Source organism: Delftia sp. WSY_7 (genome assembly GCF_043104845.1).
Classification (GTDB): Bacteria; Pseudomonadota; Gammaproteobacteria; order Burkholderiales; family Burkholderiaceae_C; genus Comamonas; species Comamonas tsuruhatensis.
In genome coordinates this window covers 149,056-162,349 of record NZ_JBICLB010000021.1, presented here as the reverse complement: position 1 = coordinate 162,349, position 13,294 = coordinate 149,056, and the positions used below count along the sequence as shown (strand labels likewise).

At 68.6% G+C, this 13,294-nt stretch carries 11 protein-coding genes; 2 read left to right on the top strand and 9 right to left on the bottom strand.

The features are described 5' to 3' along the window. Position 1: 1 nt before the first annotated feature. Together ACF8ME_RS09780 and ACF8ME_RS09775 are read right to left on the bottom strand one after the other, a co-directional pair. Positions 2 to 1,174, bottom strand: a complete 1,173-nt coding sequence (locus ACF8ME_RS09780; RefSeq protein WP_202760039.1) for an MFS transporter — start codon at positions 1,172 to 1,174, stop codon at positions 2 to 4. After that, positions 1,171 to 2,412: a serine hydrolase gene (locus ACF8ME_RS09775; protein ID WP_154834630.1), complete on the bottom strand. Its 1,242-nt coding sequence runs from the start codon at positions 2,410 to 2,412 to the stop codon at positions 1,171 to 1,173. The genes ACF8ME_RS09780 and ACF8ME_RS09775 overlap by 4 nt, the downstream gene beginning before the upstream one ends. Before the next feature lie 116 nt (positions 2,413 to 2,528). On the opposite strand from ACF8ME_RS09775, the gene ACF8ME_RS09770 reads away from it, so the two are divergent. Both ACF8ME_RS09770 and ACF8ME_RS09765 read left to right on the top strand, forming a co-directional pair. After that, positions 2,529 to 3,500 (top strand): LysR family transcriptional regulator, encoded by a 972-nt coding sequence (locus ACF8ME_RS09770; protein WP_392416196.1) that lies wholly within the window; start codon positions 2,529 to 2,531, stop codon positions 3,498 to 3,500. Between the two features lie 333 nt (positions 3,501 to 3,833). Further along, positions 3,834 to 6,803 carry a diguanylate cyclase gene (locus tag ACF8ME_RS09765; protein ID WP_392416194.1) on the top strand — a complete coding sequence of 990 codons (2,970 nt, stop codon included), beginning with the start codon at positions 3,834 to 3,836 and terminating at the stop codon, positions 6,801 to 6,803. 67 nt (positions 6,804 to 6,870) lie between these two features. Here ACF8ME_RS09765 and ACF8ME_RS09760 read toward each other — a convergent pair whose 3' ends face one another. From ACF8ME_RS09760 to ACF8ME_RS09730, 7 genes are all read right to left on the bottom strand, one after another. After that, the gene (locus ACF8ME_RS09760) at positions 6,871 to 7,548 is read right to left on the bottom strand and encodes a DUF1028 domain-containing protein (RefSeq protein ID WP_392416193.1); all 678 of its coding nucleotides are present in this window, start codon (positions 7,546 to 7,548) and stop codon (positions 6,871 to 6,873) included. 53 nt (positions 7,549 to 7,601) lie between these two features. Continuing rightward, positions 7,602 to 8,036, bottom strand: coding sequence for a RidA family protein (locus ACF8ME_RS09755; RefSeq protein WP_392416192.1), 435 nt, complete (start codon positions 8,034 to 8,036; stop codon positions 7,602 to 7,604). 55 nt (positions 8,037 to 8,091) lie between these two features. Further along, positions 8,092 to 9,375: a flavin-containing monooxygenase gene (locus tag ACF8ME_RS09750; RefSeq protein WP_392416190.1), complete on the bottom strand. Its 1,284-nt coding sequence runs from the start codon at positions 9,373 to 9,375 to the stop codon at positions 8,092 to 8,094. Positions 9,376 to 9,490: 115 nt separating this feature from the next. Beyond that, complete coding sequence (locus tag ACF8ME_RS09745) at positions 9,491 to 10,189, bottom strand: ABC transporter ATP-binding protein (RefSeq protein ID WP_016448200.1); 699 nt, start codon at positions 10,187 to 10,189, stop codon at positions 9,491 to 9,493. Beyond that, complete coding sequence (locus ACF8ME_RS09740; RefSeq protein WP_392416188.1) at positions 10,182 to 11,009, bottom strand: ABC transporter ATP-binding protein; 828 nt, start codon at positions 11,007 to 11,009, stop codon at positions 10,182 to 10,184. Before ACF8ME_RS09740 ends, ACF8ME_RS09745 begins: the two co-directional genes overlap by 8 nt. Then, positions 10,999 to 12,180: a branched-chain amino acid ABC transporter permease gene (locus tag ACF8ME_RS09735; RefSeq protein WP_016452302.1), complete on the bottom strand. Its 1,182-nt coding sequence runs from the start codon at positions 12,178 to 12,180 to the stop codon at positions 10,999 to 11,001. The genes ACF8ME_RS09740 and ACF8ME_RS09735 overlap by 11 nt, the downstream gene beginning before the upstream one ends. Next, a complete protein-coding gene (locus ACF8ME_RS09730) occupies positions 12,180 to 13,097 on the bottom strand; it encodes a branched-chain amino acid ABC transporter permease (RefSeq protein ID WP_074923460.1) in 918 nt (305 codons plus the stop codon). Before ACF8ME_RS09730 ends, ACF8ME_RS09735 begins: the two co-directional genes overlap by 1 nt. Between the last annotated feature and the right edge of the window lie 197 nt (positions 13,098 to 13,294).

The following is a 13,294-nucleotide window of genomic DNA, read 5'->3' as shown; positions in this document are numbered from 1 at the left end:
CCTACCTGCACACCGCAGGAAACCCATGCCGCCTGGCCGCCCACACCACGGCCAGCGATGCGCCCAGCAGCGCCAGCAGCACGGGCGTGAAGGCGCCCACGCCCATGCGCGCCAGCAGCAGGCCGCCCACGATGCCGCCGCCGGCAATCGCCATGTTCCAGGCCGTGACCAGCATGGACTGCGCCACGTCGGCGGCCTCGCCCGCCGTGTGGGCAATGGCGGTCTGCAGCAGCGTGGCGGCGCCGCCAAAGGCCAGGCCCCAGACGGCCACCGCCGCATACACCAGGGCCGGCGCATCAGCGGCCACGCCCAGCATCAGCGTGGACAGTGCAAACAGCGCAATGCTGGCCAGCGTGAGCGCACGCAGGTGGCGGTCGATCAGCACGCCGGTGATCCAGATGCCCAGCACGGAGGTGGCGCCGAACACCAGCAGCACCAGGTCCGTGCGCGCGGCCATGCCCGCCACCGCCAGGAAGGGCGCGATGTAGGTGTAGAGAATGTTGTGCGCCAGCACGAAGGCCAGCACCACGAACAGCACGGGGCGCACGCCCGCCAGGGTGAACACGCGCCGCAGCGGCAGGTGGCGGCCTGCCGCCTGCCCCGCGAAGTCGGGCAGGCGGGCGCGCACCCAGACCATGAGCGCCAGCGCCAGCACGCTCATGAGGCCGAAGCACAGCCGCCAGCCCACCCACTGGCCCAGCACGGTGCCGGCCGGCACGCCCAGCGACAGCGCCAGCGGCGTGCCCACCATGGCAATGGCGATGGCGCGGCCCTTGAGATGGCCGGGCACCATGCGTGCCGCGTAGCCGGCCAGCAGCGCCCAAAGCAGCCCGGCCGAGACCCCCGCCAGAAAGCGCGCCACCAGGGTCAGCGCAAAGTGCGTGGACAGCGCCGTGACCGTGTTGGCGACGACAAAGCCGGCGATCGCCGCCAGCAGCAGGGGGCGGCGGCGCATGCCCTGCGTGGCGGCCGTCAGCGGTATGGCGGCCACCAGGGAACCTATGGCGTAGAGGGTGACGGTCTGGCCCACCCAGGCCTCGGTCACGGCCAGGCCCTGGGCCATCTGCGGCAGCAGGCCCGCCGGCAGCGCCTCGGTCAATATGGTGATGAAGGCTGCCATGGCCAGCGCCAGCAGGGAGGCAACGGGCAGGCGGTCCTGGCTTGTTCCGTTCATTGCGGCTCTCCCGAAGCCCCGTGGACCTCACAAACCCCGTAGACCGCGTCGCGCAAATCGTTGACGAAGCGCCCCGACATGCCCTCGTACAAGGTGTTGGTGAAGGCCACGACGCTGAGTTCCTGTGCCCGGTCCACGAACCAGGAATGCCCGTAGGCCCCGCCCCAGCGCCAGGTGCCCGCCGACTCGGGCGACGCGGCCAGCGCCGGATCGCGCAGCACGGAAAAGCCCAGTCCAAAGCCGAACCCGGGCGCATCGGGCAGCTCCAGCCCGCCCGTCTGGTCGCGCGCCATCTCGGCGACCAGCGCGTCGGGCAGGAGCGTTCCGCCGCCCTGGCGCAGGGCCTCCAGCAGGCGCAGGAAGTCGCCGGCCGTGCCGGCCATGCCCGCGCCGCCCGAGGCAAAGGCCCGCGCATTGAAGATGCGGGCCGGGCTGAACGGGATGCCGATGGCACCCTCGAAGGGCGACACGGTCTCGCCCTCGGCCAGCGGATGGGGCTGCGGCACATCGCTGACATAGGCCGTGGCCACGCGCCGTGCGGCCAGTGCATCGGTCACGGCAAAGCCGGTATCGGCCATGCCCAGCGGCCCGGCCACAAGGTCGCGCACGGCCTGCTCCAGCGGCCTGCCGTGCACCTGTTCGATGAGGGCGCCCAGCACATCGGTGGCCAGCGAGTAGCCCCAGGCCGTGCCGGGCTCGTACCGCAGCGGCACGCTGGCGATGCGGCGCAGGTTCTCCGCCAGGCTGATGCCCGAGCCATCCATGCCGTCCGATACACCGGCCAGCGCATAAGGGCCCTGTGCGTCGGCCTCGAAGAAGCGGTAGCCCAGCCCCGCCGTGTGGCTGAGAAGCTGCCGCGCGGTGATGCGCGCCGGCCGGCCATCGGCCAGCCGGGGCCGGAACTGCGGCAGCCAGCGGTCCACGCCCTCATCCAGACCGAGCCGGCCCTGCGCCACCAGCACCAGGGCCGCCGCCGAAACAATGGGCTTGCTCGCCGAGGCCAGGCGGAACACCGTGTCCACGGCCATGGGCAGGCCGCGCTCGCGGTCAGCCCAGCCGGCCGCCTGGCGGTGGACCAGGGCGCCGCCACGCGCCACCAGCACCACGGTGCCGACCAGGCGCTGCGCCTCAAGCGCCTGCCGGACCACGGCCTGGATGCGGTCGGACAGGGGCGAGTTCAACGGGGCTGCAGGCAGCGCAGCGGGTGCAGCAGATGCCGCAGAAAGAGCAATCGTCATGGGAATTCCCGGGATCAATGAACAGGGTCCTGACGATAGAAAGCCCTCGATTAAAGAAAAAGTGGGGTAGATTTCCGGGTTATGCGGAGCTTTCTGTCCGCAATGAAGGAGTGGCCTTGGACAGCCTCAACGGTTTCCTGGTGTTCGTGCAGGTCGCCGAGACCCGCAGCTTCGTGGCGGCAGGCCGGCTGATGGGAGTCTCGGCATCAGCCATCGGCAAGAGCGTGGCAAGGCTGGAGGACCGGCTGGGCGTGCGCCTGTTCCACCGCAGCACGCGCAGCATCACGCTGACGGCCGAGGGCACGCTGTTCCTGGAGCGCAGCCGGCGCATCCTGGCCGAGATCGAGGCCGCACAGCTGGAGCTGTCGCAGGCCAGCGCCGCGCCGCGTGGCCGGCTGCGGGTCAGCCTGCCCCTGGTCAGCTCGCTGGTGCTGCCGGTGCTGGGCGAGTTCATGCGCGCCTATCCCGAGATCGAGCTGGACCTGGACTTCACGGACCAGCTGGTGGATGTGATCGAGGAAGGCTTCGATGCCGTGGTGCGCACGGGCGCCCCTGCCGACTCCCGGCTGTCCGCGCGCCGGCTGGGCGCCTTCGGCTACCTGCTGGTGGCCTCGCCCGGCTATCTGGCGCAGCGCGGCACGCCCCGGGTGCCCGAAGATCTGCTGCAGCACAGCTGCCTGCACTACCGCTACCCCCACAGCGGCAAGCTGGAGCCCTGGGTGCTGCGGCGCGCAGCGGGCGCGCCCGAGCTGCAACTGCCCACCTCCATGATCTGCAACAACATCGAAACCCGGCTGTGCTTTGCGCTGCAGGGCCTGGGCATCGCCTACCTGCCGGATTTTTCCATCCGCGAGCCGCTGGCCGACGGCCGGCTGCAGCCCGTGCTGGCGGACTGCATGGAGCACACCAATGTCTTCCACGTGCTGTGGCCCGCCAGCAAGCACCCCTCGCCCAAGCTGCGGGCGCTGGTGGACTTCCTGTGCGCGCGGGTGTTTCCGCAGGCGCAACCCGGGCAGGCCCAGGACGCTGCCAGGACCGCGGCGCCCAAGACACCCAAGACACCCCAGACATCCGGGACGCGCAGATAGGCTGCGCGCCGGCTGCTGCAGCCTGCAGGCCCTGCCCTGCCTAGCTGGCTATCGCGCAGGCCCCTATCTGAGTTAGCATACTTATAGAGCGACGTATTCACAGAGTCATATCGGTTGCTCTGGCCCACCGGCAGGCAGGACCTGCGTCTCGAGCGCTGTGGCGTGCGGGGCGCTGTATCGGTGGGCCATTGCGGTTGACAGCTGGCGTTGCAGATCTTTTTTCTTGTCTCGCTGCGTTGCATGTCTTCTCGTTCCACCGCTATCCATCGTCCCGCCCTTTCCTCGCGCTCGCACGCAAGAACATCGTTGGCCGTCATTGCAGGCGTCTGCTTGATGGCGCTCGCAGCGGGGCTGTACTGGGCCGCGTTGCTGGCCAGCCACCAGTACATGCAGCGCTACACACAGGATCAGGCTTGGCTGCGCGTCTCGCAGATGTCCCAGGCGGTTTCCGCGCAGGCCGGGACCATGCTGTCGGGCCTGAACTATTCCCTGCGGGACCTGGCCCAGGACTACGAGTCGGGTGACTCCGAGGCGTTCGGGCGGGCCGTCGCCAGCGTCCAGGAGGCCTATCCGCCCGGCACCATCGTCCAGGTGGCCGTGGCCGATGCGAAGGGCCAGGTGGTGTATTCGAGCCTGGCAGCCTCGGAGCCGCCTGCGCAGGGCGTGTCCATTTTCGACCGCGAACATTTCCAGGCGCATCTGAAGGGCCTGACTCAGGGAACCTTCATCGGCCGTCCGGTGCAGGGACGGGTTTCCGGGCAATGGGGTATCCAGCTGAGCCGTGCCCTGCACCACCGAGGCGCGTTTGCGGGCGTGCTGGTGGTGTCGTTGTCGCCGCAGTACCTGTCGCGGCAGTTGCAGGCCATCTTCGACAGCCCGCGCGACGTGATCTTGCTGCTGCGCGAGGACGGCACCTATCTTGCACGCTCGCAGAACCAGGATCGGGTGCTCGGGCGCCAGCTGCCCGCGACGCGGGTGGCGCTGTTTGCCCCCGACGTCACGCATGGCACCTACGAGGCGCTGGCGAGCACCGACGGCATACAGCGCATGTATGCCTGGAGCCGCGTCAGCGGCTTTCCGATACTGGTGAGCACGGGGCTGGACCACGAGGCCGTGTTCGGCCCGCTCAACGAGACCATACGGCAGAGCCTGTGGCGCAACGGCATAGGCACGCTGCTGATTTTTCTGGGCGGGATGCTGACGGCCTGGCTGGCGTTCCAGCGCTGGCGGGAGGAGGACCAGCGGGTCCAGTCCGAAGAGCGCTTTCATCTCCTGTCCGAGGAAGTCCCGGGCGGCCTGTTCCAGTACAGCTGGGACCCTGCCGGCCACTACGCCCTGTCGTTTGCCAACCCCGGCTTTTATGCAATGCACTGCATCGATGCGGATACGGCAGGCACTGCCTTGCAGGACCTGGCACAGCGGGTTCATCCGGAAGATATCTCCGCGCTCAGGCGGTCCATCGACGAAGCGATGCGCAGCCAGGGGGACTGGGCCTGCAAGTACCGCGTACAGTCCGCCGATGGCTCCGTGCGCTGGCTGCAGGGCCATGCACGCCCGCAACGCACTGACGACGCAACCGTGCTCTGGCATGGCTACATCCTCGATGTCACCCAGGACGAAAGCCTGCGCAAGGCGCTTCACGAAAGCGAGGAGCGGCTGCGGCTGACCATCGGTGCCGTGCGTGACGGACTTTGGCAGTGGGACCGCGAACACGACCAGGTGCTGTGGGATGCCCGCTGCTACCAGATGCTGGGCATGCCGGACCAGGCACTCGGTTCGTTCACGGTGGCCGGCTTCATGCATCTGCTGCACCCACTGGACCAGCCTCGCGTCCAGGAACGGCTCAGGCGCCACCTCGAACACGGCGACCCATTCCGTGTCGAGATGCGCATAAGGCAGGCCGATGGCTCCTGGCGATGGATCGAATCGCGCGGGGAAGTGACCCTGCGCGATGCCGACAACAAGGCATTGCGCATGCTGGGAATGCACACCGATATCCAGGAACGGGTGGAGCAGACCCATATGGTGAGCGCCCTGCTGGAGCGCGGAAGCGCCTTGGTGCTTGTCGCCAGCCATCGCCGCAGCATCGTCTACGCCAATGCCCGGGCAGCCGAGTGCTTCGGCCTTGCCGCGGGCGCGCTCGAGCCGCAGTGCTCATTCCAGCAGCTGCATCCGTCCAGCGACAGTTTCGACAGCTTCGCATCGCTGTACGAGCGCCTGAGCCTGAAGGGCACGGTGCGTACCGAGTGGGCACTGAAGGTCAAGGGTGGCCACATGCGCTGGTTCGACATGCAGGGCGCACTGCTGGACCCCGAAGACCCCCAGGGCAATGTGATCTGGACACTGTTCGACGTAGATGCCCGCCATCAGGCGGAAAGCGCATTGCACCAGGTACAGCAGCGGCTGGAGGCCATCATCGAGAAATTTCCGTCAGGCATTCTGGTGACCGACGATGCGGGGCAGTGCATCAGGGCAAGCAACGCAATGCTGGTGGACCTGTTCGAGCTGCCGCTGTCCGCCGCGGACCTTGTGGGGAAAAGCCTGCAGACCTTGCTGTCCTATTTGCCCCCGGCCATGGCAAGGGCCTTGCAGCCTGCGCCGCAACCGGGGGCAGGCGCCCTGTCGCAACGAACGATCTTTGCCCTGTCCAACGGCCGCCATATAGAAACGGAGCTGCTGCCGCTTCGCAGGCAGGAGCGGCTGCTTGGCTACTGCTGGGTATTCCACGACGTGACCGACTACAAGAGGCGCGAAACGCAGCTCGAAGCCCTGGCATTGACAGATGCGCTCACGGGTGCCAGCAACCGGCGGGCCTTCATCACGCGCATGGAGTCGGAGCTGGAGCACCTGCGCCTGGGACTGAGCCATCCGTCGGCACTGATCATGCTGGATATCGACCATTTCAAGCGCGTCAACGACAGCTTCGGCCACGGCGTGGGCGACGAGGTGCTCAGGCATCTGGTGATCGCGGTGTCCAAGCAACTGCGCCAGGGCGACATGCTGGGCCGCCTGGGCGGCGAGGAATTCGCCGTCTTGCTGACGGACGTGGACGCCCCGACCGCACTGCGGCGCGCGGAGAACCTGCGTGAGGCCGTGGCGGCGCTGGCCGTGTCCGTACAGGGCCAGGACAGCCCGATCCGCTTCACCGTGAGCCTGGGCGTATGCCTCATGGACGAGGGCGAGGCATCGGTCGAGCGCTGCCTGGAGCGGGCCGACGCCGCCATGTACTTCTCCAAGCGCAATGGCCGCAACCGCACCACGTGCTGGACGCCCGATACCCCCGTGATTTCGGACGCCAAGTGAGCGCGACGCCAGTGCCGCGACACGCCCGTGCGACCGGGCAAGGCGATGTGTCAGCTACCCGGCCGCCTCATTCATCGCCGGGCACCCCGTAGCTGGGCGCGGCCGTGGGATCGATGGCGCGCGTCTGGTAGTCCTGCATCTGCGGCGCGTAGGCGGCCCAGAGGCCTTGCAGCGCGCCGATGGGATCGTGCTCCGACCAATCCACGCGCAGGTCCGCCATGGGCCAGCTGTGCTCGCCCGCCACCTTGAGCGCGGCCGAATGCACGGGCCCGGCCTCGCCGCCCGCGGCCATGGCGGCCTGCATGGCGGCCAGCAGGCGCTGGGCCAGCGGCAGCGCCGCGCTGCGCTCGAAGGCCGGCACCATGGCCTCGATGGTGCGTTCGCTGGCCAGCAGGTTGCCCGCCGCCACGCACTGCCGCCCCACGGCGCTGGTGAAGATGCCCAGGGCCTGGCTGCCGCTGAAGACGCCGGTGCGGCCCTGCGCGTCCACCACGGTGACCTGGCGGTACTGGGGCCAGCTGCCGTCGTCCAGCGCCTGGCGCAGCGCGGCCTGGGGGTCGGCGCCCTGCTCCAGCAGGTCCAGCACGCGCGGGCCCAGGGCGGGCAGCGTGATGTTCTGCGTGGACACCACGCCCACGCCCGCGCGCACCCAGGGGCAGCGCGCGCCCACCGCAATGCTGGACGAGCTGATGGCCACGCCCAGCTGCCCGGTGCGCTCGCAGCGCCCCACAATCGAAAAAGTCATGGTTTCTTCCTCCTGCCGATGCGGCTGTACCAGGTGCTTGCTGTGGTCGACGCTCAGACGCTGGCCGGCGGCTTCCAGTCATCGGGGATGACCGCGATCACGTCGATCTCCATCAGCCACTGCGGCTGCCCCAGGGCCGAGATGCACAGCCCCGTGGAGATGGGAAACACGCCCTTGAGCCACTTGCCCACTTCCCGGTAGACGGGCTCGCGGTAGCGCGGGTCGATGATGTAGGTGGTGGTCTTGACGATGTGCGACAGGTCGCTGCCCGCTTCCTCCAGCAGCTGCTTGACGTTCTTCATCGCCTGCTCGGCCTGCTTTTGCGGATCGCCCAGGCCGACCAGGTTGCCCTCGAAATCGGTGCCGATCTGGCCGCGCACATAGACGGTGTTACCGGCGCGCACGGCCTGGCACAGGTCGTTGTCCAGCGACTGGTTGGGATAGGTGTCCTTGGTGTTGAACATGCGGATGCGGGTATGGGTGGGCATGGTCTGGCTCCTCTGCAGGGGGTGGATGGGAAGGTGTCTCAGAGCGCGCTACCTGCTACCTGCTGCGGGCAGCGGCGTCGTAGTCGCTGTAGCGGCGCTGCTTGGCGATGTGGTCGGCCACGAACTTGGCGTCATGCCACACGCCCCAGATGAAGGACGAGCCACGGCGCGACAGCCAGGGCAGGCCCAGGAAGTAGATGCCGGGCTCATGGCCCACGCCGCGGTGGTGGCGCGGCTTGCCGCCGGGCTCGAAGCTGTCCACCTGCAGCCAGCTGAAATCCACCCTGTAGCCCGTGGCCCAGATGATGGAGGTGATGCCTGCGGCGGCCAGGTCGAGTTCGCGCAGCGGATGGGTCATGCACTCGGGATCGGGCAGGCGCCTGCGCGCCTCGGGCTCCTCGGGCAGGTCCAGGCCGTTGCGGCGGATGTAGTCATCGGCCGCATCCAGCATGGCCAGGTAGTTGGCGTCGCCGTTGGCGATGTTCTCGGCCAGGTCGTCCCGGAAGCGCACACTGCCATCGGCGAAGGACTCGGTCAGCCCCACCAGGGTGATGCCCTGGTGTCCCAGCGCGCGAAAGTCCACGGTGTGGCCGCCGCGCGCGCCGCTGACGGCAATGGTCACATGCTCGCGGCCGGGCTTGGCAATGGCCGCATCCCATTCGCCCAGCACGCCCAGCCACCAGCAGAAATCACGGCCGCGATAGGCGCGCGGCGGCCGGTCATGGGCGCCCACCGACAGGAACACCTTGCGGCCCGCGCGCTGCAGTTCATCGGCAATCTGCACGCCCGAGGAGCCTGCGCCCACCACCAGCACGGCGCCTTCGGGCAGCTGCGCGGGGCGGTGGTAGTGCGCGGAATGGATCTGCAGCAGGCGGCCATCGGCGGGCGCAGCCGGCGCAGCCGGCGCTATCGGCGGGATCACCGGCACCTGGAACGGCCCCGTGGCAGCGATCACGTTGCGGGCCTCGATCACGCCCTCGGACGTTTGCACCGTGAAGCCCGGCCGGCCCTGGTTGCGCGTGACCCGCCTGACCTCCACGCCGGTGCGCACGGGCGCCTTGATCTGGCGGACATAGTCCTCGAAGTAGTCGGCCACCTCGTCCTTGCCGGGAAAGCCGTCGCGGTCGCCCTTGAACTCCAGGCCCGGAAAGCGGTCATGCCAGGCCGGCCCGTTGGCCACCAGCGAGTCCCAGCGCCCCGTGCGCCAGGCCTGGGCGATGCGCTGGCGCTCCAGCACCAGGTGCTCTACGCCAAGCTGGCTCAGGTGTTCGCTGGCCGCGATGCCGGCCTGCCCGGCGCCGACCACGAGCGTGTTGATGGTTTGGATTTCAGCTGTCATGGTGTGGGTCTCTCAGGAAAAAAAGGCGCAGGCCGTCCCGCATCGGCGCGGTGCCGACTGCCTTGGTGTGGTCCGCAACAAAAAAGGGAAGGAGGTGAAGGCCGCCCGTGCGGCGCTACAGGTACAGGTGCTTCACCACGTCGTTGGCCAGCAGCTCGCTGGCCGTGCCCGAGGCCACCAGCTGGCCCTTGAGCAGCAGATAGCCGGTGTGGGCGATGGACAGCGCCGCCTCGGCGTTCTGCTCGATGAGCAGCACGGTGATGCCTTGGCTGTGGATGCGCTGCACCGTCTCGAAGTACTCCTCGATGAGCTTGGGCGACAGGCCCAGCGTGGGCTCGTCCATCACCACTAGGCGCGGCTCGCCCATGAGCACGCGGCCCAGCGCCACCATGGCCTGCTCGCCGCCGGACAGCGTTCCCGCCGCCTGCGACAGGCGCTCGCCCACCCGGGGGAACAGGGCCACCACGCGCTCCAGCGCCTGGGCAAAGCCCTGCTGCGGGCGCAGCGCGTCGTGGCCGATCTTCAGGTTCTCCTGCACGGTCAGCTCGGCAAACAGGCGCCGCCCTTCGGGCACGAAGCCCACGCCCAGGCCGGCCAGGTCCTCGGTGCGCATGCGCGCCAGCGGCTGGCCCATGACGCGGATGGCGCCGTGGTGCACGGGCAGCAGGCCCGCAATCGCCTTGAAGGTGGTGGTCTTGCCCGCGCCGTTGGGGCCCAGCAGGCAGACGATGCTGTGCTCGGGCACCTGCAGCGAGACCTGGTTGAGCATGTTCACCACGCCATAGCGCGTGCTGATGGAGTCCAGTTCAAGCATGGCTGGCCTTTCTGCCCAGATAGGCTTCCTGCACGCGCGGCAGCCGGCGCACCGCCTCGAAGCTGTCGTCGCCGATCTTGCGTCCGTAGTCCAGCACCATCACGCGGTGCGGCAAGGTGGCGATGAGCCGCATGTCGTGCTCGATGATGATGAAGCCCAGCGCCGGATTGGCCTCGCGCAGGCGCTGGATGTCGGCGATCAGCGCATCGGTGTCGCGATCGTCCATGCCGCTGGAGGGCTCGTCCAGCAGCACGATGCGGGGCTCGGCGGCCAGGGCGCGCGCAATCTCCAGGCGGCGGCGGTCGGCCTGCGGCAGGCTGCTGGCCAGCACGTTGCGGCGCTGGTGCAGGTCGCTGGACACGCTTTGCAGCAGCGCGCAGGCGCGCTCGGCGCAGCGCTTCATCTCGGCGCGCGAGACGGCCGGGCGCAGCAGCGCGGTGAGCACGCCGCAGCGGGTGCGCGCGTGCATGCCGATGATCACGTTGTCCAGCACGCTCAGCGAGCCGAACAGCCGGCTGGTCTGGAAGGTGCGCGCAATGCCGGCGCCCGCGATGTCGTGCGCGGCCATGCCCTTGAGCGAGCGGCCTTGCAGCAGCACCTCGCCCTCGGTGGGCTGGTAGATGCCGGTCAGCAGGTTCAGCAAGGTGGACTTGCCAGCGCCGTTGGGCCCGATGATGCCCAGCACCTCGCCCGCCGCCAGGTGGATGTCCACGCCCTGCACCGCCGTCAGGCCGCCGAAGCGCATGGTCAGGCCACGCCCCTCCAGGACCAGCGGACCTGCGGGCGCGGCATGGTGGGTGGGATGGGAATCAATGCTCATGGTTGCGCACCCGTTGGGGGAAGATGCCGCGCGGGCGGATGATGAGGAAGGCGATCACCACCAGGCCGTAGAACAGGATGCGGTAGTCGGAAAACGCCCGCAGCTTCTCCGGCAGCATGGTCAGCAGGAAGGCGCCGACGATCACGCCCAGCGTGTTGTCCATGCCGCCTGCGATCACCAGCGTCATGATGGTCACCGACACCAGGAAGGTGAAGTTGTCCGGCGAGATGAAGCTCACATAGAACGCATACACCGTGCCCGCGAAGCCCGCCAGGAAGGCGTCCACCGCAAAGGCCTTGACCTTGAACCAGGTGACGTTGATGCCGCAGGCGCGCGCGGCGATCTCGTCGTCGCGCAGGGCATTCCAGGCCAGTCCCACGCGCGAGCTGTGCAGGCGCTGCGCCGAGACGATGGCCAGCCCCAGCAGGGCGACGGCCACGTAGTAGAAGTTGGCCTGGCCCGGCAGGCTGTGGCCCCACAGCGTGATGGGGTCGTTGAACGAATGCCCGAACAATGTGGGCGAAGGAATGCCCACCAGGCCGTTGGCGCCGCCCGTCCACTCCAGGTTCATCAGCAGCTGGTGCACGACGATGCCGAAGGCGATCGTCACCAGCGCCTGGTAGCTGTCGCGGGTGCGCATGGACGGCAGGCCCAGCAAAAAGCCGAAGACCGTGGCCACGGCGGCGGCCACCAGCAGGCAGATCCAGAAGCTCACGCCGAAGTGGATGGCCAGCAGGGCCGACGCATAGGCGCCGATGCCGTAGGACGCGCCAGTGGCGAAGTTCGGTATGTTGGCGCTGCCCAGCTGGAAGTTCAGCGCCAGCGCCAGCACCGCGTACAGGCAGGCGATGATCATCAGGTGCATGGCGTAGCTGTCACCGCCCAGCACCCACGGAAACACCAGGGCCAGCACCACGCCCGTGCCCACGGCCAGCGGCCTGCACTGGCCGAAGGCAGCCACGATGCGGTCTTCCACCACCGGGCGTTTCTGCACCGCGACCAGGGCCACGGCAAAGCAGGCCAGCAGCGCCAGCACCGTGATCCAGCTTTCGGCCAGCAGGAACTGGCGCAGCAGCACGGCGCCCGCCAGGGCCACGCCCAGCACGATGGCGGCCGAGCCCGCACTCCGTGGTGCCGCCTGCGGCGGCGCCTGTATCGTCGTTGTCTGCATCACACCTTCTCCATTTTCTGAACGCCGAACAGGCCGGCGGGGCGAAAGATCAGCACCAGGATCACCAGGGCGAACACGAACACCAGGCGGTACGAGGTGCCGTTGGGCACATAGCCCTGCACGATGGTCTCGATGGCCGCAATCAGCAGGCTGCCGACAATGGCGCCCCCGAGCCGCCCCAGGCCGCCGACCACCGCGGCGGAAAAGCCGATCAGCCCCGCCTGCACGCCGAAGTCAAAGCGCACCACGCCCGCATAGCTGGCCAGGAAGATGCCGCCCACCGCGCCGGTGGCCGAGGCAATGAAGAAGGTGTTGCGAAACACCGGCCCCGGCGCAATGGAGAACAGCCGCGCGGTTTCGCGGTCCTGCGACACGGCGCGTATGCGCATGCCCATGGGCGTGTGGTGCAGCACGTACAGCAGCACGCCCACCAGCGCCATGGCCACCAGCACCGAGACCACGCTGATCAGGGGCAGCGGCCCGAACGGGGTGGGAACGGCCCCCTGCGCAATCGCCGGGAACGCGTGCGGATTGCTGCCCTGCGGGTACAGGTGGCGGATCAGCTCGCGGATCACGATGCCCAGCGCCACCGTGGCCACCAGCGGCATCATGGCCGGCGCATTGCGAAAGCGGCTGATCACCAGCCGGTCCAGGGCGATGCCCAGCCCTCCCACCGCCGCAATGGCCACCAGGCAGGCCAGGCCCAGCACCAGCCAGGGGGCCGAGCCGCCCAGCGCGGTGGCCAGGGCCTGCACGGCCGCCAGGGCGATGAAGGGGGCGACCATGGCCACGTCGCCATGGGAAAAGTGAATCACCTGCAGCACGCCAAACAACAGGCTGAAACCCAGGGCAAGCAGGCTGTAGATGCAGCCCAGGGTCAGCCAGTTGATGAGTTGCTGGAACAGCGCGTCATGCATCGATAGGGTTCCTCTTGTGTCGGGTTCGGCCGGGTTGGCGGGGCTTCGCTTGTCTCCATGTCACGCAGCCATTGAAGCAAGAAACCGCGCAAAACCTGCGTCGCTTTTGCCGAGGCGCTGCTTCGGAAAACGCGATCCAGTCCCGGGCAGGTGCGGCGATACATTGATCCGGCGGCGTTGCCAGACAGCGCCGGCCA

Coding starts and splice junctions, on each gene's coding strand:
- ACF8ME_RS09750 (WP_392416190.1), bottom strand. CDS start 9,375: ATGACAGCTGAAATCCAAACCATCAACACGCTCGTGGTCGGCGCCGGG.
- ACF8ME_RS09740 (WP_392416188.1), bottom strand. CDS start 11,009: ATGAGCATTGATTCCCATCCCACCCACCATGCCGCGCCCGCAGGTCCG.
- ACF8ME_RS09730 (WP_074923460.1), bottom strand. CDS start 13,097: ATGCATGACGCGCTGTTCCAGCAACTCATCAACTGGCTGACCCTGGGC.
- ACF8ME_RS09775 (WP_154834630.1), bottom strand. CDS start 2,412: ATGACGATTGCTCTTTCTGCGGCATCTGCTGCACCCGCTGCGCTGCCT.
- ACF8ME_RS09755 (WP_392416192.1), bottom strand. CDS start 8,036: ATGCCCACCCATACCCGCATCCGCATGTTCAACACCAAGGACACCTAT.
- ACF8ME_RS09760 (WP_392416193.1), bottom strand. CDS start 7,548: ATGACTTTTTCGATTGTGGGGCGCTGCGAGCGCACCGGGCAGCTGGGC.
- ACF8ME_RS09765 (WP_392416194.1), top strand. CDS start 3,834: ATGGCGCTCGCAGCGGGGCTGTACTGGGCCGCGTTGCTGGCCAGCCAC.
- ACF8ME_RS09780 (WP_202760039.1), bottom strand. CDS start 1,174: ATGAACGGAACAAGCCAGGACCGCCTGCCCGTTGCCTCCCTGCTGGCG.
- ACF8ME_RS09735 (WP_016452302.1), bottom strand. CDS start 12,180: ATGCAGACAACGACGATACAGGCGCCGCCGCAGGCGGCACCACGGAGT.
- ACF8ME_RS09745 (WP_016448200.1), bottom strand. CDS start 10,189: ATGCTTGAACTGGACTCCATCAGCACGCGCTATGGCGTGGTGAACATG.